General features: G+C 68.5%; 22 protein-coding genes. 5 read left to right on the top strand and 17 right to left on the bottom strand.

What is annotated here, in order from left to right:
• Positions 1-20: 20 nt before the first annotated feature.
• Both BJ988_RS00780 and BJ988_RS00775 read left to right on the top strand, forming a co-directional pair.
• Positions 21-1175, top strand: a complete 1155-nt coding sequence (locus tag BJ988_RS00780) for an acyl-CoA dehydrogenase family protein (protein ID WP_179656228.1) — start codon at positions 21-23, stop codon at positions 1173-1175.
• 69 nt (positions 1176-1244) lie between these two features.
• On the top strand, positions 1245-2048 hold the full coding sequence (locus BJ988_RS00775) for a FadR/GntR family transcriptional regulator (RefSeq protein WP_179656227.1): 804 nt from the start codon (positions 1245-1247) through the stop codon (positions 2046-2048).
• Positions 2049-2086: 38 nt separating this feature from the next.
• Here the strand turns inward: BJ988_RS00775 and BJ988_RS31525 are convergent, their stop codons facing one another.
• The 16 genes from BJ988_RS31525 to BJ988_RS00700 form a co-directional block, all read right to left on the bottom strand.
• Complete coding sequence (locus BJ988_RS31525) at positions 2087-2203, bottom strand: DUF7156 family protein (RefSeq protein WP_425490778.1); 117 nt, start codon at positions 2201-2203, stop codon at positions 2087-2089.
• Between the two features lie 113 nt (positions 2204-2316).
• Positions 2317-2835 carry a hypothetical protein gene (locus BJ988_RS00770; protein ID WP_179656226.1) on the bottom strand — a complete coding sequence of 173 codons (519 nt, stop codon included), beginning with the start codon at positions 2833-2835 and terminating at the stop codon, positions 2317-2319.
• Positions 2832-3455 carry a hypothetical protein gene (locus tag BJ988_RS00765; RefSeq protein ID WP_179656225.1) on the bottom strand — a complete coding sequence of 208 codons (624 nt, stop codon included), beginning with the start codon at positions 3453-3455 and terminating at the stop codon, positions 2832-2834. The genes BJ988_RS00770 and BJ988_RS00765 overlap by 4 nt, the downstream gene beginning before the upstream one ends.
• On the bottom strand, positions 3452-4795 hold the full coding sequence (locus tag BJ988_RS00760) for an MCE family protein (RefSeq protein WP_179656224.1): 1344 nt from the start codon (positions 4793-4795) through the stop codon (positions 3452-3454). The genes BJ988_RS00765 and BJ988_RS00760 overlap by 4 nt, the downstream gene beginning before the upstream one ends.
• Positions 4792-6072, bottom strand: coding sequence for an MCE family protein (locus BJ988_RS00755; RefSeq protein WP_179656223.1), 1281 nt, complete (start codon positions 6070-6072; stop codon positions 4792-4794). Before BJ988_RS00755 ends, BJ988_RS00760 begins: the two co-directional genes overlap by 4 nt.
• The gene (locus tag BJ988_RS00750; RefSeq protein WP_179656222.1) at positions 6069-7223 is read right to left on the bottom strand and encodes an MCE family protein; all 1155 of its coding nucleotides are present in this window, start codon (positions 7221-7223) and stop codon (positions 6069-6071) included. Before BJ988_RS00750 ends, BJ988_RS00755 begins: the two co-directional genes overlap by 4 nt.
• Positions 7220-8221 (bottom strand): MCE family protein, encoded by a 1002-nt coding sequence (locus BJ988_RS00745; protein WP_179656221.1) that lies wholly within the window; start codon positions 8219-8221, stop codon positions 7220-7222. The genes BJ988_RS00750 and BJ988_RS00745 overlap by 4 nt, the downstream gene beginning before the upstream one ends.
• Positions 8209-9234 (bottom strand): MCE family protein, encoded by a 1026-nt coding sequence (locus BJ988_RS00740; RefSeq protein WP_179656220.1) that lies wholly within the window; start codon positions 9232-9234, stop codon positions 8209-8211. Before BJ988_RS00740 ends, BJ988_RS00745 begins: the two co-directional genes overlap by 13 nt.
• Complete coding sequence (locus tag BJ988_RS00735) at positions 9231-10463, bottom strand: MCE family protein (protein WP_179656219.1); 1233 nt, start codon at positions 10461-10463, stop codon at positions 9231-9233. Before BJ988_RS00735 ends, BJ988_RS00740 begins: the two co-directional genes overlap by 4 nt.
• 3 nt (positions 10464-10466) lie before the next feature.
• Positions 10467-11348, bottom strand: a complete 882-nt coding sequence (locus BJ988_RS00730) for an MlaE family ABC transporter permease (protein ID WP_179656218.1) — start codon at positions 11346-11348, stop codon at positions 10467-10469.
• A gap of 3 nt (positions 11349-11351) precedes the next feature.
• Positions 11352-12110 carry an MlaE family ABC transporter permease gene (locus tag BJ988_RS00725; RefSeq protein WP_179656217.1) on the bottom strand — a complete coding sequence of 253 codons (759 nt, stop codon included), beginning with the start codon at positions 12108-12110 and terminating at the stop codon, positions 11352-11354.
• Positions 12111-12263: 153 nt separating this feature from the next.
• A complete protein-coding gene (locus BJ988_RS00720) occupies positions 12264-12455 on the bottom strand; it encodes a ferredoxin (RefSeq protein ID WP_179656216.1) in 192 nt (63 codons plus the stop codon).
• Positions 12456-12459: 4 nt separating this feature from the next.
• Complete coding sequence (locus BJ988_RS00715; RefSeq protein WP_179656215.1) at positions 12460-13653, bottom strand: cytochrome P450; 1194 nt, start codon at positions 13651-13653, stop codon at positions 12460-12462.
• 15 nt (positions 13654-13668) lie between these two features.
• Positions 13669-14487 (bottom strand): mycofactocin-coupled SDR family oxidoreductase, encoded by an 819-nt coding sequence (locus BJ988_RS00710; RefSeq protein ID WP_179656214.1) that lies wholly within the window; start codon positions 14485-14487, stop codon positions 13669-13671.
• Positions 14488-14519: 32 nt separating this feature from the next.
• Positions 14520-15971, bottom strand: a complete 1452-nt coding sequence (locus tag BJ988_RS00705; RefSeq protein ID WP_179656213.1) for an aldehyde dehydrogenase family protein — start codon at positions 15969-15971, stop codon at positions 14520-14522.
• Positions 15972-16084: 113 nt separating this feature from the next.
• Positions 16085-17632: an FAD-dependent oxidoreductase gene (locus tag BJ988_RS00700; RefSeq protein ID WP_179656212.1), complete on the bottom strand. Its 1548-nt coding sequence runs from the start codon at positions 17630-17632 to the stop codon at positions 16085-16087.
• 91 nt (positions 17633-17723) lie between these two features.
• On the opposite strand from BJ988_RS00700, the gene BJ988_RS00695 reads away from it, so the two are divergent.
• Both BJ988_RS00695 and mobF read left to right on the top strand, forming a co-directional pair.
• Positions 17724-18338 carry a TetR/AcrR family transcriptional regulator gene (locus tag BJ988_RS00695; protein ID WP_179656211.1) on the top strand — a complete coding sequence of 205 codons (615 nt, stop codon included), beginning with the start codon at positions 17724-17726 and terminating at the stop codon, positions 18336-18338.
• 687 nt (positions 18339-19025) lie between these two features.
• Entirely contained in the window at positions 19026-22586 is a 3561-nt protein-coding gene (mobF, locus tag BJ988_RS00690; RefSeq protein ID WP_218860485.1) for a MobF family relaxase, read from the top strand.
• 31 nt (positions 22587-22617) lie between these two features.
• Here the strand turns inward: mobF and BJ988_RS00685 are convergent, their stop codons facing one another.
• The gene (locus BJ988_RS00685) at positions 22618-23535 is read right to left on the bottom strand and encodes a hypothetical protein (RefSeq protein ID WP_179656209.1); all 918 of its coding nucleotides are present in this window, start codon (positions 23533-23535) and stop codon (positions 22618-22620) included.
• 110 nt (positions 23536-23645) lie between these two features.
• On the opposite strand from BJ988_RS00685, the gene BJ988_RS00680 reads away from it, so the two are divergent.
• Entirely contained in the window at positions 23646-24311 is a 666-nt protein-coding gene (locus BJ988_RS00680; protein WP_179656208.1) for a helix-turn-helix domain-containing protein, read from the top strand.
• The last annotated feature ends 137 nt before the right edge of the window (positions 24312-24448 follow it).

Below are 24448 nucleotides of genomic sequence, written 5' to 3'. Positions count from 1 at the left end.
CACGAGCACAAGGAGCGATCATGGAGCGCGGCCTGTACACCGAGGACCACGAGCAGTACCGCGCGATGGTGCGCGAGTTCGTCGCCCGGGAGGTCACCCCGCACCTCGATGAGTGGGACGAGCAGCAGTCGACGGGCCGCGAGGTCTGGCTCGCAGCGGGCAAGCAGGGAGTCATCGGCCTCACGACCCCCGAGCAGTACGGCGGCCCAGGGCTCGACGACTGGCGCTATCGCAACGTCGTCTACGAGGAGCTCTTCCGTGCCGGAGCCGCATCCCTGGCCTCCAGCTTCAGCCTGCAGGACGACATCCTCATCCCGTACGTCACCGCGATGGGCGACGACGAACAGAAGCAACGCTGGCTGCCGGGCATGGCGTCCGGCGAGACCATCATGGCCGTCGCGATGACCGAGCCGGGCACCGGGAGCGACCTCAAGGGCGTACGCACCCACGCCCAGAAGGTGCCGGGTGGCTGGCGGCTCAACGGCGCCAAGACGTTCATCTCCAGCGGACAGCAGGCCGATCTGGTGTGCGTGGTGACCAGAACGGACGCGGCTGGCGGCACCGACGCCTTCTCGCTCCTGGTGGTAGAGGCGGGCATGAGCGGGTTCGAGCGCGGCCGCAATCTGAAGAAAGTCGGGCTGTGGGCACAGGACACCTCCGAGCTCTCGTTCACCGACGTGTTCGTCCCCGACGAGAACCTGCTCGGCACCGAAGGCGGCGGGTTTCGCCACCTGATGGGGCACCTCCCCCTCGAGCGGCTCTCGATCGCCGCCGGCGCCGTCGCCTCGACCACCGCCGCGCTCGACTGGACGATCACCTATGTCAAGGAGCGGCACGCGTTCGGCCAGCCACTCGCGGGCTTCCAGAACACCCAGTTCGTGCTGGCCGACATGGCCACCGAGCTCGAGGCCGCCGAGTCGCTGCTCGACCGCTGCATCCTGGCCTACAACAGCGGCAGCTTCACCGCCGTCGACGCCGCCAAGGTCAAGCTGTTCACGACCGAGGTGCAGGCGCGGGTGGTCGACAAGTGTGTCCAGCTCCACGGCGGATACGGCTACATGATCGAGTACCCGATCGCCAAGGCCTACCTCGACGCGCGCGTCCAGCGGATCTACGGGGGCACCAACGAGATCCAGCGCCAGATCATCGGCCGCGCGCTCACCGGGATGCGGTGACCCTCGGAGGAGGCCCTTGCGCGGCCGGCGGCCGCGCCGGCAGCAGGCCAGAGGAATAGGATGGGTGACATGAGCGAACTGGTTCGTGGCGTGGCTCAGGTCGGCACCGTGCTCCGGGCTCCGAAGACGGCCGAGCTGATCGCGACCCATCTGCGCCGTCAGATCGTCAAGGGTGACTTGAAGCCTGGCGAGACGCTCCCGTCCGAGGTCAACCTGATGGAGCAGTTCGGCGTCTCTCGGCCGACGCTGCGTGAGGCGTTCCGCATCCTTGAGGTGGAGTCGCTCATCGGGGTCCGACGGGGGTCGCGCGGAGGAGCCCAGGTGCTCGAGCCGGACCCGATGGTGGCGGCTCGGCACGTGGGGTTTCTGCTGCAGATCCAGGGCACCACCGTCCAGGACGTGTACGAGGCCAGGACTCTGACCGAGCCGCTGTGCGCCGCGATGCTCGCCCGGGTGCGGACCGACGATGACCTCGACGCCCTCCGGGCAGTGGTCGATGCGCTCCGCAACCTTGTCGCCGCGGGATTCGAGAAGGTTCCGGACATCGCCGAGTGGTCGCGCACGACCTACCGTTTCCACGAGGCGATCCTGCAGCGCTGCGGCAACAAGACCCTCGCCGTCCAAGGCTCGGTCCTGGCCGACATCGTCGACGCGCATCTGCAGCAGGCGCTCGCCAAGGGCCTCGGCGAGCGCGACAACGTGCCGGAGCGCTACCAGAAGACGCTGCGCTCCTACGCCAGGCTGATCGACCTTGTCGATGCCCGGGACAGCGACGGCGCCGAGAAGCACTGGCGCAAGCACATGGAGGTCGCCGCAGGGTATCTCTTCCTCCACGACAAGAAGAACACCCCCATCGTCGACCTCTTCGGCTGACCCGATCTGCTCGACGAGGTGCTGCAGGGACTGCGCGACTACCTGAACAGATAGACAACGGTGCCGCGGCCCACGATGAAGGCGACGCGCAGCGCCAGCAGCCACACCGACTCACGGACCAGTCCCTCGCGGTCCTCCGGAGGCAGCGCGCTCACGGGACGAACACGCTCTCGGAGCCGGTGAGCATTCGCATCGCGAGCAGCGGCACGACGAGAAGGAGGGCGGTCCTGGAGCGCGGGCGTGACTGGCGGCTCGCAATGGAGCAGGCTCATACCGCGTCCAACCCGGAGATCTTCCAGTCGTCCCCGACCTGCTTCATTGTGACCTTCAGGCGGCTGCCTGACAGGCGTGGGTCGGTGGCCTCGGTGCTGGTGGTGGTGAGGTTGACGAAGACCAGCAGCGTGACCGAGTCGTCGCGCAGTCGGTCGACGCCGATCCCGGTCACATCGGCCTTCGTGGTCACCTTGCCCTTGGTCGCGGCCGGACCGACCACGTCGTTGACCAGCCGCCGGTAGTCATACGCGAACGTGCCGGTGACCAGGTTCTTCTCGGTCTCCAGGTCGGAGACGACGGTGTCGGGCTTGTACGACAGCAGGGCGGGCACAGTCTTGCGAGCCGCCGTCGTCGCGGCCTCGGTGGACTCGGTGCGGTTCGCGGCTCGATGGTCGCGCACGAGCAGCACCGCGAGCCCGACGGCGAGGACCAAGGCGAGAAGGAGGAGTACGCCACGGACCAGCCGAGCGGAGATGCGGAACCTGGGCAGGGTGAGTGCCTCCGGGGTGCTCATGCGACGAACTCCATCCCCGAGGTGAGCCAGTCCCCGTCGACCAGGCTCAGGTTGACCCGGATCCGGTAGGTCCTGGGCACTGGCTTCTTCGAGTCGGCGTTGGTGACTTCCGCCACCGACGCGACCAGGACGGTCGCCCGGCGGCCGTCGAGCCGCTCCAGACCCGAGCCGCCGATCGAGCCGGTGGCCTGGATCTTCTGCTCCTTCACCACGGTGGCGAAGGTGTTCAGGATTCCCTCGAACTGCCGCCGGAACTCGCCTGTGGTGTGCGAGCGCAGCGTCGCCAGCTGGTCGTCGATCCGGCGCTGGTCCAGCGTGGTCAGCTCGAGCACCTGGGCCTCGGCCGCCGTCACCGCGGCGCGACCCGCAGCGGCCTCGTCCTCGCGCTGTTCGGTCGTACGCCAGGTCAGCGCCGCCGCCATCGCCAGGGCGAGGACCAGCGCCACCAGCCCGATGTCGAGCAGCCGTCGGCGCCAGCCACGAGGTTCATCGGTGGCATCCTCGGCTGTCTCCTCAACCGGCTCCTCGAACCGGTCGTTCGAGCCGTCGTCGGACGGGGCGGGGTTGGTTTCCTCGTGCGTCTCGTTCTCATCCTGGTCGGTGGTGATCTTGGTGGTCATGGCGCTCCTGCCAGTTGGGTGAGCAGTTCCTGCCAGCTCGCCGGGACCAGCCCGGCGGCCAGGTCGTCGACGAGGAAGAAGTCGCCGCTGGGCGCGAGCAGCTGCCCGCTCTCGGGGTCGTAGGAGGCGGCGCCCTCCCCCGCGACCGGTTCGGCCCTCCGCTGGAAGACCAGGCCGCAGCCGGCGGCGGTCGCGGAGTAGCGGTTCGGATCGTTCGGGCACGGGTTGTTCCGGGCGCCCCTGACTACCCGTTGGTCATCGTGCGGCACCTTGCAGTAGCCGTCTCTCAGCGGTGCGGGCGAGGTGTCCTTGGGGGAGCGGTGCTTCCCCGCGTCGGCAAACCCGGTCGTACAGACCGGAGGGCTGTTCACCCCGGTCTTGAAGCTCAGGTTGGCCTCGGGAAGCTCGTCGTCGAGTCTGTCGGCCGGGCCGTTGGAGTAGTGCGCCTCGATGGCGCCCGGCAGCACGATAAGCAGGTGTCGGATGCCGGGCAGGTACGTCTTCAGCACCGGCGCGGTCAGGCTCAGGTCGGTGAGCAGCTGGGGCAGCGGCAGCCTCAGGTCTCTGGCCAGCGCGTCGACCTGCTGAGCCGCCGGAGCGCCGTGCGTGATCACGCCGGAGAGCTCCTTGTCGTGCTCGGCCAGGGTCCCGCTGACCTTGTCGAGGTCACCGGCGTACGACCGGATCTGACCCTCGACCTGCTTCTGGGTGCCGAGTACCTGCTGCAGGGACTCCAGCAGGCCGGTCGTGGCCGCGAGATCGTCACCGGCCGCGGCCTGCAACTCCATCCCCGAGTCCAGCAGCCGGCCGAGATCGTCTCCCCTGCCGGAGAAGGCCGTCCCGGCCTCGTCCACGGTCGTGCGCAGCGAGTCCTGTGGCACCGACTGCAGCGTGGCGTTCACGCTCTCCAGCAGGTTGGCGGTCGTCACCGGCACCGTTGCCCGCTCGGCGGGCACGATGTCCCCCTCGCCCCACGCGGCTGTCGCGTCGGCACCGCGACTCGGGACGAAGTCCACATACTGCTCCCCGATCGCGGACGCGCTCCGCACCTCGACCGAGACCTTGCGCGGGATGGTGACGTCGTCGTCGATCGAGAGGTACGCGACCACCCCTCCGTCACGCAGCGAGAGCGACCTGACGGTGCCGACCTCCTGGCCGCGGTAGGTGACCGCGGCCTTCGGGTAGAGACCGCCGCTGCCGGGCAGCTCGACCCCGAGCTCGTAGCGTCCCCAGCCGAGCTGTTGTGGAAGCCGGATGTACTGCCCGGCCATCACCCCGACGCCCAGGATGGAGACGATGAGGAAGGCGACTATCTGTCGCCGGGTGAACCGCGAGATCATGAGGTGCCCCCTCCCAGCAACCCGTCCAGCAGCCCGCCCCCACCGGTCTTCGGTGAAGGAGACGGCGACGAGCCGCTGCCAGACTTCTTGGGAGGCTTCGTTCCGGACCCGAGGTCGACGCCCGAGCCGGATCCCAGCTTCTCGAGCAGGTCCTGGAGGTCCTCCACCGCCGGGTCGAGTGCGGGCGGCGGATTCGGATCGACCGGGCCGGTGAGCGGGTCCTCTGCCTGCGCGGATGTGCCCGCCGGGAGCGAGCCGAGGACGGCGGAGTAGAGGCCGTCCAGCGGCGTACCACCGAGCCAGTCGCGCTCGATGGTGTCCAAGGTGAGGTCGACGGTGGCGAAGAAGTTGATGTAGTCGCCACGGAAGACGATCTGCGAGGCGTCGATCGGGAACGGAAAGCTGATATCGCCCAGCGCCTGGGTGAGGTTCTTGCCCGAGTCGGCCAGCCGACCCAGGGTCGGGCGCAGGTCGGCGAGGTTGGCCTCCAGGTCGCTGTGGGTGCGGTCGATCACCTCGGTCGCCGTGGCGCTGAAGGAGGCGACCGCTTCCAGCGCCCGGGTCAGGTCGTCGCGCTCGCGGCGGAGCACCTCGACCCCCTTCGGGAGCGTCGTCAGCGCCTGGTCGACCTTCGCGGTCTGGTCGTTGAAGGTCGCGGCAAGCCTGTCGAGAGCCGCCACGGCCGCCACGATGTCCTGCTTCTGGTCCTCCAGGGTCCCGACGAAGGTGTCGAGCCGTTCGACGAGCGAGCGTACGTCGCCCTCCCGGCCGCCCAGCGCTGCGTTCAGCTCGCGGGTGATCGTGTGGATCTGCTCCAGGCCACCGCCGGTGAGCACCGCACCGAGCGCTGAGAGCACTTCCTCGGTCTCCGGATAGCGGCCGGTCCGCCCGAGCGGGATCACGTCACCGTCGGCGAGCAGCCGGCTCTTGGGAAGGCCGGCCGTGTCGAGCTGGAGATACTCGGCTCCGAGCAGGCTCTTCTGGCCGATCCGTGCGGTGGTGGCGGCCGGGAGCCGTACGTCCTTCTCCAGCCCGAGGGTCAGCTTGGCGTGCCAATGGTCGAGCTCGATGCGCCGCACCGAGCCGACGGTGACGTCGTCGACCTTGACCTCGGAGTTGGGCACCAGGTTGGTCGCGTTGGCCAGGTGGACGCTGATCTCGTACGAGCCGTCCCCCGACCCCTTGGTGAGCGGCAGCGGCAGGTCGTTGATGCCGGTGAACCCGCACCCGGCGGTCAGCAGCACCACCGTCAGCATCACCGGCAGTCTGGTCCTCATGGCGTATCCCCCTGCTTCCCAGGAGCCTGCGGTCCGGGGACCTGGCCGCCAGGTCGGTTGTTCTCCAGGACGCTGAGCCCGACCGGCGGCTGCTCGACGCGGAGATACTTCGCGACCGGCGCCAGCAGGTTCGCGCACGTCTCCGGCGAATGCCCCAGCGAGTAGACCGCCGAGCACAGGAACATCGCCGGCGAGTCCATGTTCTGGGCGACCAGTGACCCGGTCACCGCAGGCACGACGGGGTCGTAGATGTTGTAGAAGTTCGACACGGTGGTCGGCGCGACCTGGAGGATGTCGGCCAGGTTCTGCCGGTTGTCGGCCAGCAGCTTGGTGGTCTTGCGTAGCCCGGTGACCGTCGAGGTCAGGTCGGTGCGATGGGCCTCGACGAAGCGGGTGAGGTCCTTGAAGACCGCCTCGATCGAGGCCAGCGCGGTGGCGAGCTCGCTGCGGTTGTCGGCGAGCAGGTCGGCAGCACCGGCGAGCTGGTCGTTGAAGGCGCGCACCTGGTCGTCGCTGGATTCGAGGGCCGCGACGAAGGTGTTCAGGTTGCGAACCGTCGCGAAGATGTCGCCCTTGGAGTCGGCCAGGGTGCTCAGTGCCTCGGAGAGCTGCTCCAAGGTCTGCCCGATCTCAGCGCCCTGACCCTTCAGGCTGCCTGCCGAAGAGTCCAGGAACCGCGAGAGCGAGCCGTCCTTGTTGGCGCCCTCAGGCCCCAGCGCGTCGCTGAGCCGGACCAGCTGCTCCTTGATCTCGTCCCACTCCACCGGAACGGCGGTACGCGAGAGCGGGATCGTCGCGCCGTCCGCCAGCTTCGGCCCGCCGCCGTAGACCGGAGCGAGCGCAACGTGCCGCACCGAGACCAGTGACGGTGCGACCAGGACCGCCTTCGCGTCGGCCGGAATCGGCCGGTCGCCGGAGACCTCCACCTCCACGCGTACGCGCTCGGGGCCGGCGTCGATCTCGGTCACCCGGCCGACGCTCACCCCGAGCACGTCGACGCTGTCGCCGACGTAGAGGCCTTTGACCTCGGCGAAGTGGAGGGTGAAGCGCTGGGTGTCTGGCGAGGCGACGCTGATCCCGGCGAAGACGGCAGCACCCAATGCCAGTGCTGCCAGGACCACGTAGACCGCGTTTCGCGACAGGCGGGTCATGGCTTCTCCCCCTTCGCCGAGACCAGCTCGGGGATGACAGGTGCCAGGTCGGCGGGGACCAGGTTCTGCAGATAGGCGTAGAAGAACGGTCCGCCGCCCACCGCCTCGCCCAGGGAACGGATGAAGCCGCCCAGATGCTTCAGGCCGTACTCGAGGCTCGCCTTGTTGCGCTCCAGCAGCTTGATCACTCCGTCCAGCTCGCGCAGCGTGGACCCGAGGGTGTCCTCGTTGTCCTTGATCAGGCCCCGGATCTGCGTGGCTGCCGCAGTGGTGTTGACCAGCAGCTGGTGCACCTGGTGGCGGCGCGCCTGCAGCTCGGCGAAGAAGGCCGCGCTGTCAGACATCAGCGCCGTGATCTCGGCGTTGCGCTCGGCCAGCACGTCGGAGACGTTCGCCGCGCGGGCGAAGAGCTCTTGGAGCTGCTGGTCGCGTTCGGCGATGGAGGCCGAGAGGCGTCCGACCCCGTTGACGGTGGAGCGCAGGCTCCGAGGTGTCGCCTCGAGCACGGACGAGACCGAGTCGAGGGAGGCGGCGAGCTGGTCGACGTCGATCTCGCCCGTGGTCTCGGTCAGGTCGGAGAGGGCGTCGGTGACGCCGTACGGCGAGGTCGTGCGGGCCAGCGGGATCACGTCGGCGTTGCCCGCCCCGGCAGGTGTCACCGCCAGGTACCTACGGCCCAGTGCGTTGTCGCTCTTGATCGCCGCCTTCGACCGGGAGCCGACCTCGACCTCGTCCAGCGTGAAGGCGATCTCCACGTGCTCGGCCACGATCTCGACCTTGTCGACGCTGCCGACCGTCAGTCCGGACACGCGTACGTCATCACCGGGCCGCAGCCCTCCGGACTCGGCGAACTGGGCGGTGTGGTCGGCTCCCAGCAGCGCCGAGCGCAGGGTGCCGATGTTGAGCGCGAAGGTGGTGAGCAGGATGACGGCGACAGCGCCGACCAGGCCGACCTGAACCTGGTTGCGCTCGCGGAAGTGCTGGCTCAGAAAACGCATCGGTCCTCCTTGCTCATCAGGTAGGGCGAGTAGACAGGCGCGTCCGAGGTGCCGGTCTTGACCCGGATCCCGCAGAGGTAGAAGTTGAAGAACGAGCCGTACGTCCCGCCACGACCGAGCCTGTGCACGACGTCGGGATACTGCTTCAGGATGCGGTCGACGTAGTCGGCATCGGCATTGACGTTCGCGGCCACCCTCCCGGTCTCGTCGAGGGAGGCGGCCAGGTCGGGCCGGATCGCCTTCAGCAGCGACCGGGTCCTCCCGGTGAAGGTGCCGATGGTGCCGACCGACGCGCCGATACTCTTCCGATCGGCGGCCAGACCGTGGGTGAGGTCGGCCAGGCCGAGCAGGAGCCGGTCGACCTCGTCGCGGCGACGGTCGATGGTGCTCAGCACCCGGGTGAGGTTGTCGATGACGCTTCCGATCAGCTCGTCGCGGTCTGCCAGCGTCTGGGTCAACGAGCCGATGTCGGTCAGCAACGCGTCGATGGCACCGGCCTGTCCCTGGGTGATCGCGATGATGCTCTCGGTGAGCTGGTTGACGTCCTTGGGCGACAGCGCGCGGAAGAGCGGCTTGAAGCCGTTGAAGACGGTGTCGAGGTCGAGCGCGGGTGACGTACGCGAGGAGGGGATGGCGGTGCCCGGAGGGAGCGCGGCTGCGCCGGTGTCCTTGCCCGGTCCGACCTCCAGGTAGCGGTCACCGGTCAGGTTGGCCCACCGGATGGCAGCCGTGGACGACTCGGTCAGCGGCAGGTCGGCCGGCACCTCGAAGGTCACCTCGACCTGGTGGTCCTCGCGTAGGCGCAGATCGCCGACGGTGCCGACGGTGACCCCCGAGGCGCGTACGTCGACGCCCTCGCGGAGACCGGAGGCGTCCTGGAACATGGCCTGGTAGCTGACGGTCTCCTCGATCCGCATCCGGCCGAGGGTGACCGCGACGATCGCCGAGAGCAGGCTGGTGGTCACGATGAAGACCAGGACCAGGACGAGGCTGCGTGGGTCGCGGATCTTCACCTGACCGCCCCCGTTCGGGCGAGCTCATCGATCAGAGCGTTGAGACCGGTGGTGCCGAACCAGCCCTCGAGCAGGTCGAGGTAGACCTTGACCGGGTCCTTGCCGACGCTGAGCTCGTCGCTGCCCTCGTCGTAGGTGCCGACCCCGTCGTCGAAGTCGCGATGTGGCGGGTTGGCCAGCTTCATCTCGGGCAGGGAGAGGCAGTCCGGCCCCGAGTCCGGGACCAGCTTGGGCAGGTCCCGAGGATACTTGTAGCCCTGTTGCGCAGGCAGCAGCGAGACCAGGCCCTGGATGCCCGGCAGGTCTGCGCCGAGGAACTCCATGACCGAGTCGCGGTGCTTGACCAGCCCCTCCAGCAGGCAGGGCAGCTCGGGTGAGTAGCGAGCCAGCGTGTCCGTGACGGGGCGCAGCAGCGCCAGCGAGGTCACCATCGGCTCGGCCGAGGCCACCAGGAGGTCATCGGCGGTTCCAGCGGCGCTGGTGAAGCTGGTCAGCATCGCCTGCAGGCCCGCCGACTGCTTGTCGAGGGTGCGACTGGTGACCGTGAGGTGGCCGGCGGTGCTGATCAGCTCGGGGGCGACGTCGGCATAGGTGTCCAGCACGTCGTCGGCCCGGTCCAGGTCGGTCGCGAGCGCGGGCATCGAGCCGTTGAGGTGGCCGAGGTAGGAGTTGACCTCGCTCAGGTACGCCCCCAGGTCGCTGCCCCTTCCGTCCAGGGCCGTCGCCATCGCGGTCAGGGTGGCGTTGAGCCGGTCGGGCTCGACGGTCGTCAGCACCTCCTGGAGCTGTCCGAAGATGTCGTTGGCCTCGATGGTCACGTCCACCGTGCGGATCACGCTGCCAGCGGTGACCGGATCGGCGACCGTGGCGCCAGAGGTGAGCAGGTCGACGTACTTCGCCCCGAAGACGGTCGTTGGCGTGATGTCGGCGGCGACGTCGCGTGGGATCAGAGGTACGTGGTCAGGCTCGAGCGCCACGGAGAGGACGGCGCCGCCTCCCGCGCCGGCCTCGACGTCGCGTACCTCTCCGACCGGGAGGCCATGCAGTCGCACCTGCGCGCCCCTGTCCATGAGCAGCCCGGCGCGGGGGGCGTCGATACTGACCATCGTGGCCGGCTTGAACGCTTTGGTGTAGATGCCGAGCGTGGTCGCCACGGCGAGCGTGAGCACCGCCAGCGCGGCGAGGCCGGCAAGCCGCTTTCGGGCTGAGGAGGGGGCGCGTGCGGTCATGGATCAGCCTGAGATGTTGAGGGTGTCGGTCGCGCCGTAGAGCGCAAAGCTGAGCAGCATGTCGGTGAAGAGGACGAGGACCAGGGAGAGGCGCACCGCCCGGCCAACGGCCCGGCCGACGCCCGCCGGGCCGCCGCTGGCGAAGTAGCCGTAGTAGCAGTGCACTGACATGATCACCACGGACATGATCAGCACCTTCACGAACGAGGCGAGGATGTCCGACGGGATCAGGAAGGTGCTGAAGTAGTGTCCGTACGCCCCCGAAGACTGTCCGAACAGGACTGTGACGATCAGTCGGGTGCAGGCGTAGGAGGCCAGCAGGGCAACCGCGTAGAGCGGGATGACCGCGATCATCCCGGCGATCACCCGTGTGCTGACCAGGTAGGTCACCGACGGCACCGACATCACCTCCAGCGCGTCGATCTCCTCGCTGACCCGCATTGCGCCCAGCTGGGCAGTGAACCCGGCGCCGACGGTCGCGACCAAGGCGATCCCGGCGATGATCGGCGCGGCCAGCCGCGTATTGATGTATGCGGAGATGAAGCCGGTCAGCGCTTCCACACCGATGTCGCTGAGCTGGGAGTAGCCCTGGATGCCCAGCTCGATCCCGGCGAACGAGGTCAGGAACCCGACGGTGACCACCGTGCCACCGATCAGGGCGAGTGCACCGCTGCCGAAGCTGACCTCGCCGAGCAGGCGCAGGATCTCGCGCCGGTGCCGGACCAGTGCCGTGGGAATGTTGGCGACCACCTTGACGTAGAAGAGCACCTGGTCGCCGAGGCCGTCCAGGGGCGCCCACGGCGAGGGCAGCTTCTTGCGCGGGCGGGGTGGCGCCGCGTACTTCTTGCGGGGTCGGATGACGTCTCGAGGCTCGGTCGCGGTCATCGCTCAGCCCTCGATCTGCAGGTAGACGCTGGTGATCAGCGTGTTGAGGACCACGAGCACCATGAGCGTGTAGACGACCGTCTGGTTGACCGCCTCGCCGACGCCCTTGGGCCCGCCCTTGGCGTTGAGCCCGAGGTAGGAGGCGACCAGCGCGGCAGCCAGGCCGAAGACGGCGGTCTTGATCAGGCTGGTGATGAAGTTGCCCAGGTCGGTGAGCAGCGTCAGGTTGGCGACGAAGAGGCCGGCACTCGACCCTTGGACCAGCACCGAGAAGGCGTACGTCCCCACCAGGCCGACCACCGAGACGATCCCGAAGAGTCCGACCGAGACGATGACGAAGGCGATGATCCGCGGGACCACGAGCCGGTGCACCGGGTCGATACCGAGAGTCTCCATGGCGTCGAGCTCCTCGCGGATCTTGCGCGCGCCCAGATCGGCACAGACGGCAGTTGCCCCGGCGCCGGCGACGACCAGGACGCTGCAGAACGGCCCCAGTTCCTGGATCACCGCCAGGCCTGCACCTGCACCGGCGAGGTCGTTCGCTCCGATCTCGGTAAGCAGCTGGCCGACGAAGAACTGCACGACCACGGTGAACGGGATGGTCACGAAGATCACCGGGACGACCGAGACGCTGGCGATGAAGACCGTCTGGTCGAGGACCTCCTGCAGCTGGAAGGGCCGGCGGAAGACCGCGACGGCGCTGTCACCGCAGAGAGAGAAGAAGCCGCCGAGCCGCGTCAGCGCGGTGCGTGCCACGAGCATCTGGATCCCTCCCGCCTGTAATCAGTCATCTGATTGACCTGGTTCGAACGAATAACGGTCAATGCCGTCCGTAGTTACGTTCATCACACTTCTTTTGACAGAGATTCCGCGCCGCCGACGTAGCCGACAGGCGTGCCGGCAGCACGGACAGCCTCATTCCAGGAGGCTGAGCGCACGCTCCGGGCAGGCGTCGGCACCGCGGCGCGCTGGGCCCTCCTGGCCGGCCGGGATCTCCGCCGTGTCGAACTCGACGTATCCCAGGTCATCGAGCGGGAAGAGGTCCTCATCCACCGCGTTGCACCGGGCATGCCCCGAGCACAGCGCCTTGTCCACGGCGACCTTCATCGGCTCACTCCTCCCCGAACCCGGCGAGGTGGAGGCCGAACATCCCGTGCACGTTGCCCCAATAGGCGCGCGGCTCAGCACCTGGCGCCAGACCGTAATCCGGGATGAGCTCGTGCCAGCCCTGGAGAGCAATCTTCATCTCCAGCCGGGCCAGGTGCGACCCGATGCACCGGTGAGGACCACCACCGAAGCCCAGATGCGGGGCGGGGCCGCGGTTGAAGTCCACGTGGTCCGCCCCCGGCGATAGGGCGTCGTCACGGTTGCCTGAGACGAGCGGGAACAGGATCAGGTCACCGGCCACCAGCTGGTTGCCGTCGATCTCGGTGTCCTGCGCCAGCTTGCGACCGATCTCCGGCACGGCATAGAAGCGCAGCAGCTCCTCGACGATGTCGTCCATGGACTCCCCCGCCTCCACAGTGGCTGCGACGTGCTTGCGGTCGGCCTCGTGGGTGGCCAGGTGGTGCATGGAGTAGGACAGGCTCATCGCGACCGTGTCCAGGCCCGCTAGGAAGAGCAGCAGGCAGCAGTTGATCAGCTCGTCATCGGTGGGTGCGACGCCGTCGATCTCCCACTCGAGCATCTGCGAAAGCAGGTTGTCGCCACGCTCGCCGGTCTCGCGCATCCGGGCGAGCTCGCCTTGGAAGTAGCCGATGACCGAGAAGATCCCGCCCACCTGAAGGTCGGCATCGAAGGTGCCGTCCGGGGATGGCGCCAGGGCGAGTGCCTCCCACTCGAGGAACTTGGGCAGCTCCTCGACCGGGAGACCCATCACCTCCAGGAACACCACGGTCGGCACCTGGAGCGCAAACTCTGCCAGGTAGTCGCAGGAGCCCTTCTCCTTGATCTCCGTGACCAGCTCGCGGGTGCGCTCCTCGATCCGGGGACGCAGCTTCGCCATCTGCTTCGGGGAGAAGTAGCGGGCCAGGTGCTGACGCCACGGAGTGTGCCCGGGCGGGTCGAGCTGGATTGGGATCATCTTGAAGGGAGGGTCCGGGTTGAGCGGGGTGACGACCTCGCTCGAGAAGACTGCCGGGTTCTGCAGGCACTCCCGCATCAGGTCGTGGTCGAGCACCATCCAGTAGGTCCGGTCCGGCTCGGTGACCTTCACGATGCGCTGCTTTGCGCGCAGGGCCTCGAAGCGGTCCCCCGCCTCCTCGACCGTGCCGGTCCCGACGATTCTGTGGTCGGTGAGAGTCATCTGATGTCTCCGTTCTCAGCGCACCGAGAAGCCGGCGTCGAGCGCCCACTGGGTGCCGGTGACGAACTTCGCCTCGTCGCTGACCAGGTAGGCCACGGCGTTGGCGATGTCCTCGGGCTGGAGGATCTGGATCGGCAGCAGGTTCTGCATCGCCGAGATGTTGGTGTTCGGGTCGGCGGCCATCTTCATCATGGCCTCGTTGGTCGTCATGCCGGAGATGACGCCGGTGGGGTGAATGCTGTTGACACGGATCATCTGCGGCGCGTACTGCTGCGCCAGCACCTGCATGTAGCCGGCCAGGCCGCGCTTGGCGGCGGTGTACGCCTGGGCCGCGGGCAGATCGCTGCCAGTGCCCTTGAGGCCGGCGCTGGAACTGACCAGCACGATCGAGCCACCGTTGCCGCCATCGATGAGCTTGCCGATCGAGGCCTGGACGGTGTTGAAAGCGCCAGTGAGGATGACGTCGAGGGTGTCTTGCCACTCCTGGAGCGGGTTCTCGGGCGCGCCGTAGCGGATCATCCCAGCGTTGGCGATCACGATATCGACCCGGCCGAGCTGGGCGATGCCGTCGTCGAAGACCTGCTTGACGGCCGCAGGGTCGCGTACATCGGCTTTGCCGATCACCATCGTCCGACCCTCCTTCCCGACCAGGTCCGCGGTCTCTTGCAGCTCCTCCCAGGTGGCGCAGGAGTAGTCGAAGCTGGCAATGTCCTCGCAGATGTCGAGCCCGATGATGTCGGCGCCCTCTCGGGCCAAGCGGATCGCGTGCGCACGACCCTGACCGCGGGCAGCACCGGTGATGAAGGCCACGCGGCCTTCGAGGCTTCCAGTCATGATGGGGATCTCTCTTCTCGGTTTCAGAGTGGTCAGAGCTTGATGCCGACGGCGCGGGTTCGGAGGAACTCCTCGATGCCCTGGCGGCCGCCTTCCTTGCCCATGCCGGAGAGCCCAAAGCCACCGAAGGGCCGGCCGACCTGGAGGTTCATGGCGCCGTTGACGAGGGTCTCGCCGGCGTCGAGCTCGGCGGCGACGCGTACGGCCCGATCGAGGTCCTTGGTCTGGACGTAGGACGACAGCGCGTAACGTGTGCCGTTGGCCAGCTCGATCGCCTCCTCCTCGGTGGAGAACTTGAAGATCGCGAGCACCGGGCCGAACACCTCGTTCTGGGCGAGCTCGGAGTCGGGGTCGACGTCAGTGAAGACGGTGGGCTCGATGAAGAACCCCTCGCGTGCGATCCGGTTGCCGCCGGCCAGCAGGGTGGATCCCTGCTCCTTGGCCCGCTCGATCATGCTGAGGATGCGGTCCACGGCGGCCTCGTTGATGACCGGGCCCGAGACGACCGCCGGGTCGAACGGGTCGCCCACCGGGATGTTCTCCGCGACCATTTTCACCCGGGCCACCACGTCGTCGTAGACGTCCTCGTGCACGATCATCCGAGTCGCGAAGGCGCAGCCCTGGCCCGATAGCGCCATCAACGAGTACGTCGTGCCGATCTCGCACGCGGAGTCGAGATCGGCGTCGGGGAAGACGATGTTGGCCGACTTCCCGCCGAGCTCCAGCACGGCCGGCTTCATGTCGGCGGCGCAGGCGGCCAGGATCTTCGAAGCGGTCGCCGGGCCGCCGGTGAAGGTGATCTTCTTGACCAGCGGGTGGCCGACCAGCTGGGCACCGGCCTCGGCCGTGCCCGGGAGGAGGTTGATGACACCCGGCGGGAAGCCCGCTTCCTCGACCAGATCCATGAAGAGCTCGCCGCTGAACGGGGTGAGCTCGGAGGGCTTGACCACCACCGTGTTGCCCGCGGCGACGGCGGCCGGGATCTTCATGGCCAGTGAGATGAGCGGGCCGTTCCAGGTGATGATGATGCCGACCACGCCGTACGGCTGAGCCAGGGTGTAGCCGAGCTCACCGTCCTGGACCGGGTTGCCGGTCAGGTCACCCTGGATCTTGTCGGCCCAGCCCGCGTAGTAGCGGGTCCATTCGGCCGAGAGGGACGGAAAGGCCGAGCCGACGGTCATCGGGGTGCCGTTGTCGAGTACCCCGAGCCGGCCGAACTCCGAGGCGTTCGCCTCGATCAGGCCGGCGAGCTTGACGAGCAGCTCGCGGCGCACCGCCGGCGGCGTGCGCTTCCAGCTCTGGAACGCGTTGTGGGCCGCGGTGACCGCGAGGTCGATCTCGTTCTTGTCAGCGAGCGGGATGGTCGCGTCGACCTGGCCGGTGGCGGGGCTGATGTGGTCGTACGTGCCGCCGGACCCGGCGTCGAGTCGCTCGCCATTGATTCGCAGGTGCACCTTCGGCGGGTTGCGGTCGAGGTCTGACATGGGGCGCCCTCCTCGGGGCTAATGCGTTAGATAATTAACCCCATCAAACTGTGACCCCGAACACATGTCAAGGTTTCGGACGATTTTGTCCGATTAAAGACGAGCGACCCTCCTCAGCCGAGCAGCCCACGCTGCTCAGCCACCTCCACAACCTTGATCCTGGGCCTCCCCGCTGCCCGTCCGAGCGCACGCTCGTGCCGGTCGATCCGCTCCCAGGCGATCAGGTCGGCGCCGGTGATCCGTTCGTCGCCGGCAGGCGCGGTCAGCATGCCGGCGTCGAAATCGGCGAGCAGTGCCTCGACGGTCTCGCGGGCGCACCATCGGTTGGCGCCGATCCCACCCGACGGGCCGCGCTTGACCCAACCGGAGACGTAGACGCCATTCGCCCCCGAGACCCGGCCGCCCCGGCTAGGAATCACACCGCGAGCCTCGTCGAACGGCAACCCTGGCATCGGTCGGGAGCGGTAGCCGATCGCTGCCACGACCAGCTCGGTCTCGATCACCTCACCGCTCTCGAACCTCACGCCGCGCACAACGTCCTCGCCCAGGATCTCGGTCGGGCGTAGCCCGAACCGCAGCTCCAGACGGCGCTCACCGGAGGAGTTGCCGAAGGAGCGAAGCACGTCGAGCTTGTACGCGAGGACCGGGTCGCCCTCGCCCACCTCGGGCGCCAGGTCCTCGACGCGGGCGGCGAGGGAGAGCCCACGCACGGAGGCGAGGCCGATCAGCTCGCTGGCAGTGAAGGCGGCATGCTCGGGGCCGCGACGGCCCACGACGACAACCTCCCGGACATTGCTCACATCCAGCGCCGCCAGGGCGTGCTCGGCGATGTCGGTTCGGCGCAGCTCCGCCGGGTCGGTGAGCAGCACTCGGGCAACATCGAGGGCAACATTTCCGTTGCCGATGACTACGGCCCGCTCGACGCCCAGGTCAGGGGCGAGGTCGGCATGGTCGGGATGGCCGTTGTACCAGCCAACCAGGTCGGCCGCGGTCACGGAGCCGGGCAGGTCGGCGCCGGGCAGTCCGAGTGTGCGCCCTTCGGAGGCACCGGTCGCGAGGACCACCGCGTGGTGGGTCGCGCGCAGCTCCTCGATGCTGACGTCGACGCCCACCTCCACCCCGAGGCGGGCAGTGACCCCCTGACGCCGCAACGCCTTGATCACCGCGTCACCGGAGGACTTCGTGTGCGGATGGTCGGGCGCCACCCCGAAGCGGGCCAGCCCCCCAGGGGTGAGCAGCCTGTCGATCACGGTGACATCGACAGCCAGGTCGCGTACGCCACAGAGCGACTCGACGACGTACCCGGCACTCGGTCCAGTGCCGATGACGGCGACCCGAAGCGGTGCTGCCCGCTCGACAGTCAGCCCGGGTTGGCGCGGCGGCGTCGAGGGGTAGTCGGAGCGGCCCGGGGCCGCGAACCAGGCACCGTTGAGAGCAAGGAAGGGCTCGTCCTCCGGCTCGAGCTCGAAGTCGGGGGCAACCGCTTCGACCGGGCAGACGTCGACACACGCGCCGCAGTCGATGCAGGCGTCCGGATCGATGTAGAGCATCTCCGCGGTCGCAAAGGCTGGCTCGTCCGGTGTTGGGTGGATGCAGTTGACTGGGCAAGCCGCGACGCAGGAGGCGTCGTTGCAACAGCTGCCAGTGATCACATGTGTCATCGGGCATCATCTCGCTCTGAGCCGGTAGGTGTGGCGTAGGTTATACAGGGTCCGTTCATGATTCGGACAGTATCGTCTGAAAGGAACATCGATGGGCGAGTCTTCGACACAAGCGCGGCGCTCGCCGGGCAGGCCGCGCAATCCCGAGGCGGAGCGACGCATCCTTGATGCGGCCGTCGAGGAGTATCTCGAGCGCGGATCGGCCGGCTTCACGATGGACGGAGTGGCACGCCGGGCAGGGATCGGCAAGTCCGCGGTCTATCTGCGCTGGCCCGACCGCGACGCTCTGCTGGTGGAGAGCGTGATGGCCCGTTCCTCCTCGATCGAGGATGTTGACACCGGCAACCTGCGCGACGACCTTGTGCAGCTCGCCGCCAACCTGCTGCGGTTCCTGACGAACCCGCTCGGTTTCGCAACCTTCCGGATCGCCGTAGACGCTGTCGCCAACGAAGCCTACCGACAGGTGTCCCAGGAGCTCGCCGGCCGCCACCGGAATGCCACGACGCGGGTCTTTGAACGCGCCCATGCCCGGGGTGACGCCATCAACGACGGCGTCGTCGCGACCGTGGTGGAGTGCCTGTTCGGCGCCGTCTCCATGCAGGTCCTCACTGCGGGCCTCGACCCGGCCCTGAGAACCGACGAGGAGATCCTCGAAGCCTGCGAGCGGATCGTCGACCTGCTCTACCCCGCTCTGCACAGGCCTTGACCTCCATCGGTACGGTCCCGAACCTCGGCGCCCATGTGCAGAATCTCGACGGCGACACCAGCGAGACTGGCATGGCTCCAACCAAGCTGCCCACTGACCCGCGGAGGCAAGCGCCTGCCCGCCGAGGTCCGCGACGGCTACGTACTGCTGCACGCGGAGGTGGAGGCGTTGATCGATCGTCCCGCTCGCGGACGGCCACACGTGGGAGGAAACATCAGCCGAGGTAGACGCGCAGTGCCTTGTCGACTTCCCAGTCCTCGACTGGTGACGTTCGCACGGCGAATGCAAGCCTCCACGTTGGCCGGTGCCTGAAGCCCGGGCCACGTCAGGCAGATGGCCGCGGAGTCCCACTCACGCAGCGCGTTGGCGGCCGGCGCCACCACCGAACGTGATCTCGGCCGTTGCCGCCCTCGAGACCGCCTCCTCGGCCACAAGTAGACAGTAGTGACCGACGTCACTCGCCACGTCGGCCTTCCGGAGGAAACGTCACCCGCTGGGATCAACCCGCACGCTCGCTGGCGTGTCCGTCCGTGGCCCTTGCCGCAAGGTGTGTGCCACCGCTTCGACCGCGCCGAATGCCCTCCCGCCTGTCCCTAACGGAACCACAAAGGCCAAACACACCTCTTTCATTCGAGATACCCCCTGGTGGCCACTCGGTCGTCCTTTCTGGCCTTGGGGACCGTGACGATGACGATCCACAAACTGGCTGCCGGGTCGGGATATGAGTACCTGACCCGGCAGGTGGCGGCTGCGGACTCGACCGAGCTGGGTAGTACTCCGCTGGCCGACTACTACGAGGCCAAGGGCGAGGCACCGGGACGCTGGCTGGGCTCGGGACTGGCCGACCTGAGCGGGATCGAGCCAGGCCAGGTGGTGACCGCCGAGCAGATGGGACACCTGTTCGGGGAGGGCACGCATCCGGTGACTGGAGCGGCGTTGGGGCGGCCTCAGCGGAAGGGTGGGGTGGCTGGGTTCGATCTGACGTTCAGCCCGGTGAAGTCGGTCTCGGCGCTGTGGGCGGTTGCTCCTCCGCCGGTCGCGCGGGCGATCGAGGAAGCCCACGAGGCCGCGGTCGCGGACGCGTTGGCGTACGTGGAGCGGGAGGTGCTGTTCACCCGGGAGGGCACCGATGGTGCCCGCCAGGTCGAGACCCGCGGGCTGGTCGCGGCCGCGTTCCGGCACCGCGACACCCGGGCCGGCGACCCGGATCTGCATACACATGTGGCGGTGGCGAACAAGGTGCAGACGCTGGGCGGCAAGTGGCTCTCCATCTACGGGAGCGTGCTGTTCGCGCACACCGTGGCGATCTCAGAGACGTACAACACCGCGCTGGAGGCACGGCTGCGAGAGCGGCTAGGGGTGCGGTTCACCGAACGTGCCGGGCGTGCTCGGGAGAAGCGGACCGTGCGGGAGATCGTCGGGGTGGATCCGGGCCTGTGTGGGTTCTGGTCACGGCGGCGGCTCTCGATCGTGGACGCCGAGCGCGACCTGGCCGAGACGTTCGTCCGGGAGCACGGGCGGGCACCCACGGCGAAGGAGGAACGTGCTCTGGCCCAGCAGGCGAACCTGGCCACGCGCGACCGCAAGCACGACCCGGTCTCGGAGGCAGAGCAGCGCCGGATCTGGCGCCGTGAGGCCGCCCACGTACTGGGCTCGCCAGATGCTGTCGGCCAGATACTGCGGGATGCGGTTGCTCCCCGAGTTGCTCCTCCAACAGGTGCATCGCCGGGGTGGCATTCGCAGGCGTGGGTCGAGGAGGCCGCCGAGCGTGTGGTGCTCGCGTTGGAGGAGCACCGGGCGACCTGGCAGTCGTGGCACCTGCGCGCCGAGGCACAGCGGCAGGTACGCGCGGGTAGTGAGGTCCCTAGTCACGTGCTCCCTAGCGTGGTTGCGTCGGTCGAGGAGGTGGTGAGGTCGCGGCTGATCAACCTCACCCCCGAGCCTCCCGACCACCTCGCGGACGGCGTGCCGGTCCCGGCGTTGCTGCACCGCCGGGACGGGACCAGCGTCTACCGGCATTCCGGTAGCGACCGCTACACCAGCCTGCGCATCCTCGAGGCCGAGCAGCGACTGGTCGAGGCCGGTGCCCTGACGAGCGACTTCCGGTTCACCCATGAGGAGGTCGAGGTCAGCCTGCGGCGTGCCGAGATCGGTGGCGGGTTACGGCTCAACGCCGGGCAGCGGGCGTTGGTCAGGTCGATGGCCACCAGCGGCCACCGGCTCCGGGTGGCGCTGGCGCCGGCGGGGTCGGGCAAGACCACCGCGGTCCGTGCCCTCGCCCGGGTCTGGGCCGACCACGGCTATCCAGCCGTCGGCCTCGCCCCCTCGGCCGCGGCGGCGGCGGTGCTGCGCGAGGCGACCGGGATGCCGTGCGAGACCCTGGCCAAGCTCGATTACAACGTCACCACCGCGCTCCCTGGCCGGGACCCAGGCGGGTTCGCTGGAAGGATCCGGGCGGGGTCGCTGGTGGTCATCGACGAGGCCGGCATGGCCGATACTCCGGCCCTGGCCCGGGTAGTCGGGCATTGCCTCGACCGGGGCGCCACGGTGCGGCTGGTCGGTGATGACCAACAGCTCGCCGCCGTCGGCGCCGGCGGGGTCCTCCGCGACATCGTCACCCAGTACGGGGCGGACCGGTTGGAGGAGGTCGTCCGGTTCACCGACCCCGCGGAGGCCGCGGCCTCCCTCGACCTGCGGGCCGGTGACCCAGCCGCGTTGGGGTTCTACTTCGACAGCGAACGCATCCACACCGGCGACACCGAGACCGCCCTGGCCGAGGTCTTCGACCAGTGGGCCAGAGCGCACGCGGCGGAGGTGGACGCGTTGATGCTCGCCCCCACCCGCGACCTGGTCGCTGACCTCAACGCCCGGGCACGCGCGGCACGCCTCGCCGAAGCGTCCTCGCGCCAGTCTCGAGGCCATCGCGGGGCAGAGGTTGCTCTCGCCGACGGCAACCAGGCCTCGGTCGGGGACGTGGTCATCACCCGCCGCAACAACCGCCGCCTCGGCCTCAGCGGCACCGACTGGGTCAAGAACGGCGACCGGTGGACCATCACCAAAGTCCGCAGGGACGGCGGCCTGAAGGTCGTCAACCAGGCCTCCGGGCTCTCGGTCGTGCTGCCGCCGGACTATGTCGCCGACCATCTCGAGCTGGGGTACGCCTCCACGGTCCACACCGCCCAAGGACTCACCGCCGAGGCGATGTACGGGATCATCACCGGCACCGAGACCCGACAGCTGCTCTACACGATGCTGACCCGCGGCCGCACCGAGAACCACCTGCACGTGATCATCGACCCCGACAACGACACCTGCGGCCCCGACCGAGGTGCCCCAGGCGCTGGCACGACGAGCGACCCAGTCCTGCCCGGGATTCTCGAACAGCTCTCGGTCGGCCCCGTACTGGAGGAGATCATCGCCCGCGACGGCGCAGCGGTCTCGGCCACCACCGTCCGACTGCGCGGTGCCAGCACCAGCGAGCACCTGCGCGACGCCGTCACCCGGTACACCGACGCCGTCACCCTCGCCACCCAGCACACCTACCAAGGCAGCTGGGAGGACGCCCTCGAAGCCGCCGGCCAGGGCCCTCTCCCCTGGCTGCCCGCGGTCCCTGCCGATGTCACCACACACGAGACATGGGGTCCGTACCTGAGCGCCCTGGGCGACCTCGTGACCGCCCAGGCCACCACCTTCCGCTCGAACACAGACGACCAGGCACACGACACCGAGCCGCCCACTTGGGCGAAGCGCCACGCCGACGTGCTCGACAAGGACCGCGGCCTATACGACGAGATCCGGCTGTGGCGAGCCGCCACCGGCGTACCCGACGATGACCATCGCCTCACCGGCAAACCCACAAACACCCCCGGAGCAGCCGCCTACCAACGCAGCCTGCAGCGCCGGTACGAGGCCGCGCTGCCCGACAGCGTGCAGGCGTGGGCCGAGAAGGTCGCCACCTACGCTGGCGGCCGAGACGAGCACACCCTCGACCTCGCCCGGTTCCTGGACCGCCTCGACCACGACGGGCACAACGCAGCGGCCATGCTCCACCGCGCCGCAGCCATACGACCACTCCCTGCCAAGCGAGCGAGCGAGGCACTCGGATACCGCATCCAGCAACAGCTGCGGCCCGCGCTCTACCCTCCCGATCCCGCGTCAGGCCTCCGCCGCCCCGAACACGAGATCAGCCCGACGAGCGGACCGGGTCACCGCGATCCCTACCGCAACAACCCCGGCATCGGGATGTAGCTCCGCAGCGAAGGACGGCCGCATCGGGTGGTCAGGCCGAGGATCCGTACGTCTCGTCCACCCACGCCTCTTCTCGGGCGAGCTGCTGCCAGGTCGGCAGGACCTCGGGATGCTCCGACCGCCACCGCGCCAGCCGAGTCTCGTCGACCTGCGCAGCGGCGTACTCCGCCAACGCATCCAGGGCCTGGCACGCCCGGCGCCTGACGGTACGTTCCGACTTCCCACACAGCGCGGCCACCTTCGCCACCGCCGCCGGCGTGGTCAATCCGAACCGCCCACGATGCAACGGCGCCCCGATCTCGTCCGCCGCGACTGCCAGCTCATGCACCAGCCAGACGTCCCACCACCCCAGCGCCCGATCACAGCCCGCGGCCTTCAAGAACTCCACCACCTCCGCGGCCGAGTCCAGCACCGGTTCGGTGACCTCATCCGCCACCGGATCCTCGTGCAGGTCCGCCCTCGCGCCAAGGGCACCCTCGTCGAGATCGTCGAGGGTCCTGGTCTGCGACCAGGTCTTCTCAGCATGCGCCCCGACATCGAGACCACGCAGGACCGCGCGACGGGTCTCGTACAAGATCGTCTGCGCCAGCCCACGGGTCCCGAGCTGGTGGGCCTGGGCGGCTTGGATCCACAGCTCGCCCGCCACGACGTCATCGATGTCAGCCGTCAGATCCTGAAGCGACTGCGCCAACCGGCTAGCGCCAGGGATCAGCAGCCATACCAGCGCCGCCACCGCGGAGCGGTCCCGCTCCGTCAACGCCGCCACCGACGCCAGCACCCGGTCCTTGTCCTCTCGCGAGGCCCGCTTCGTCCACACCCGCAGGTCGCGCAGCTCGTCAACCACCGCGAGCTGCGGATCGAGGGCGCACCAGCGCCGCCACCCTTCGGCCGCCTCGACCAACAGCGGTGAGTCCGGATCATCGAGTCCGAACCGATCAGCAACACTCATCACGCGGCTCCTGCCCCTCGCCGTGCGCACCTGTCATCAGTCAGGTGCACCGGTAAAGGACAGCCATCGGACATGTCAGCGCCGATCGGCTATGAACTACCCTCGAAGATGTGGCCACCCGGCGGTCGCTGATCCACGAAGCCCGCGTCGCAGCACGACTGACGCAGGAAGCCCTCGCACGCCGCGCCGGCACCACCCAGTCCACGCTCTCGGCCTACGAACGCGGCGCCAAGTCACCCACCCTCGCCGTCACCGAACGCATCCTTCGCAGCATCGGGTACGACCTCGCGCTGACCCCACAAGTCACCTTCCGCGAAGTCGAGTACCGTGCCTTCACCTGGTATGTCCCCATCCGGCTCTGGCGGCTTGACCTGGTCGCCTGCTTCACCCCGGTCACCATCCGTGACCAGAGCGGCAAGAGCCAGGACCTCGACCTCGCCACCCGCCCCGGCCGGATCAACGCCTACCAGTGGCTCCTCGAGCACGGCACCCCCGAACAGATCTTCAACCATCTCGACGGCGCCCTCCTCGTCGACGCCTGGAACGACCTCACAGACCTACCGGCACCACTCCGCGTGGAATGGCAACCACTGGTCGAACACGCTTACACGGACATGGTCGATGCCCTCTTGATCCGAGGACTACGCGACAGGTACCGCCAGAAGACGCCAAGTCTCCGCGCCCAGACGCGTCACCTCAAACACCTCGTGCAACGGCTCGCCGACCGCGGCCTCAACCCCGACGAGATCCTCCAAGTCCTACGGACACGCCGCTGAGCGCGTGTCACAGAGGATCACGGTCAACCCCGGCCGAATCCTTGGCCGAGGATCTCTCGTCGAGGAGTTCGTGCATCTCACGCAGGTTCACGCTCATGGGCATCAGTTACGTTTCCGAGTCATCCCACCGTGGCAAG

It is taken from the genome of Nocardioides panzhihuensis, from assembly GCF_013408335.1.
In the GTDB taxonomy this organism is placed as follows: domain Bacteria; phylum Actinomycetota; class Actinomycetes; order Propionibacteriales; family Nocardioidaceae; genus Nocardioides; species Nocardioides panzhihuensis.
Note: the sequence above shows the minus strand (reverse complement) of the source record. Positions and strands in the feature narration are given on the sequence as shown.

Excerpts from the sequence above, each read along its gene's own strand:
- BJ988_RS00780 (WP_179656228.1), top strand. The coding sequence starts at position 21 with ATGGAGCGCGGCCTGTACACCGAGGACCACGAGCAGTACCGCGCGATG.
- BJ988_RS00775 (WP_179656227.1), top strand. The coding sequence starts at position 1,245 with ATGAGCGAACTGGTTCGTGGCGTGGCTCAGGTCGGCACCGTGCTCCGG.
- BJ988_RS00770 (WP_179656226.1), bottom strand. The coding sequence starts at position 2,835 with ATGAGCACCCCGGAGGCACTCACCCTGCCCAGGTTCCGCATCTCCGCT.
- BJ988_RS00765 (WP_179656225.1), bottom strand. The coding sequence starts at position 3,455 with ATGACCACCAAGATCACCACCGACCAGGATGAGAACGAGACGCACGAG.
- BJ988_RS00760 (WP_179656224.1), bottom strand. The coding sequence starts at position 4,795 with ATGATCTCGCGGTTCACCCGGCGACAGATAGTCGCCTTCCTCATCGTC.
- BJ988_RS00755 (WP_179656223.1), bottom strand. The coding sequence starts at position 6,072 with ATGAGGACCAGACTGCCGGTGATGCTGACGGTGGTGCTGCTGACCGCC.
- BJ988_RS00750 (WP_179656222.1), bottom strand. The coding sequence starts at position 7,223 with ATGACCCGCCTGTCGCGAAACGCGGTCTACGTGGTCCTGGCAGCACTG.
- BJ988_RS00745 (WP_179656221.1), bottom strand. The coding sequence starts at position 8,221 with ATGCGTTTTCTGAGCCAGCACTTCCGCGAGCGCAACCAGGTTCAGGTC.
- BJ988_RS00735 (WP_179656219.1), bottom strand. The coding sequence starts at position 10,463 with ATGACCGCACGCGCCCCCTCCTCAGCCCGAAAGCGGCTTGCCGGCCTC.
- BJ988_RS00730 (WP_179656218.1), bottom strand. The coding sequence starts at position 11,348 with ATGACCGCGACCGAGCCTCGAGACGTCATCCGACCCCGCAAGAAGTAC.
- BJ988_RS00725 (WP_179656217.1), bottom strand. The coding sequence starts at position 12,110 with ATGCTCGTGGCACGCACCGCGCTGACGCGGCTCGGCGGCTTCTTCTCT.
- BJ988_RS00720 (WP_179656216.1), bottom strand. The coding sequence starts at position 12,455 with ATGAAGGTCGCCGTGGACAAGGCGCTGTGCTCGGGGCATGCCCGGTGC.
- BJ988_RS00715 (WP_179656215.1), bottom strand. The coding sequence starts at position 13,653 with ATGACTCTCACCGACCACAGAATCGTCGGGACCGGCACGGTCGAGGAG.
- BJ988_RS00710 (WP_179656214.1), bottom strand. The coding sequence starts at position 14,487 with ATGACTGGAAGCCTCGAAGGCCGCGTGGCCTTCATCACCGGTGCTGCC.
- BJ988_RS00705 (WP_179656213.1), bottom strand. The coding sequence starts at position 15,971 with ATGTCAGACCTCGACCGCAACCCGCCGAAGGTGCACCTGCGAATCAAT.
- BJ988_RS00700 (WP_179656212.1), bottom strand. The coding sequence starts at position 17,632 with ATGACACATGTGATCACTGGCAGCTGTTGCAACGACGCCTCCTGCGTC.
- BJ988_RS00695 (WP_179656211.1), top strand. The coding sequence starts at position 17,724 with ATGGGCGAGTCTTCGACACAAGCGCGGCGCTCGCCGGGCAGGCCGCGC.
- mobF (WP_218860485.1), top strand. The coding sequence starts at position 19,026 with ATGACGATCCACAAACTGGCTGCCGGGTCGGGATATGAGTACCTGACC.
- BJ988_RS00685 (WP_179656209.1), bottom strand. The coding sequence starts at position 23,535 with ATGAGTGTTGCTGATCGGTTCGGACTCGATGATCCGGACTCACCGCTG.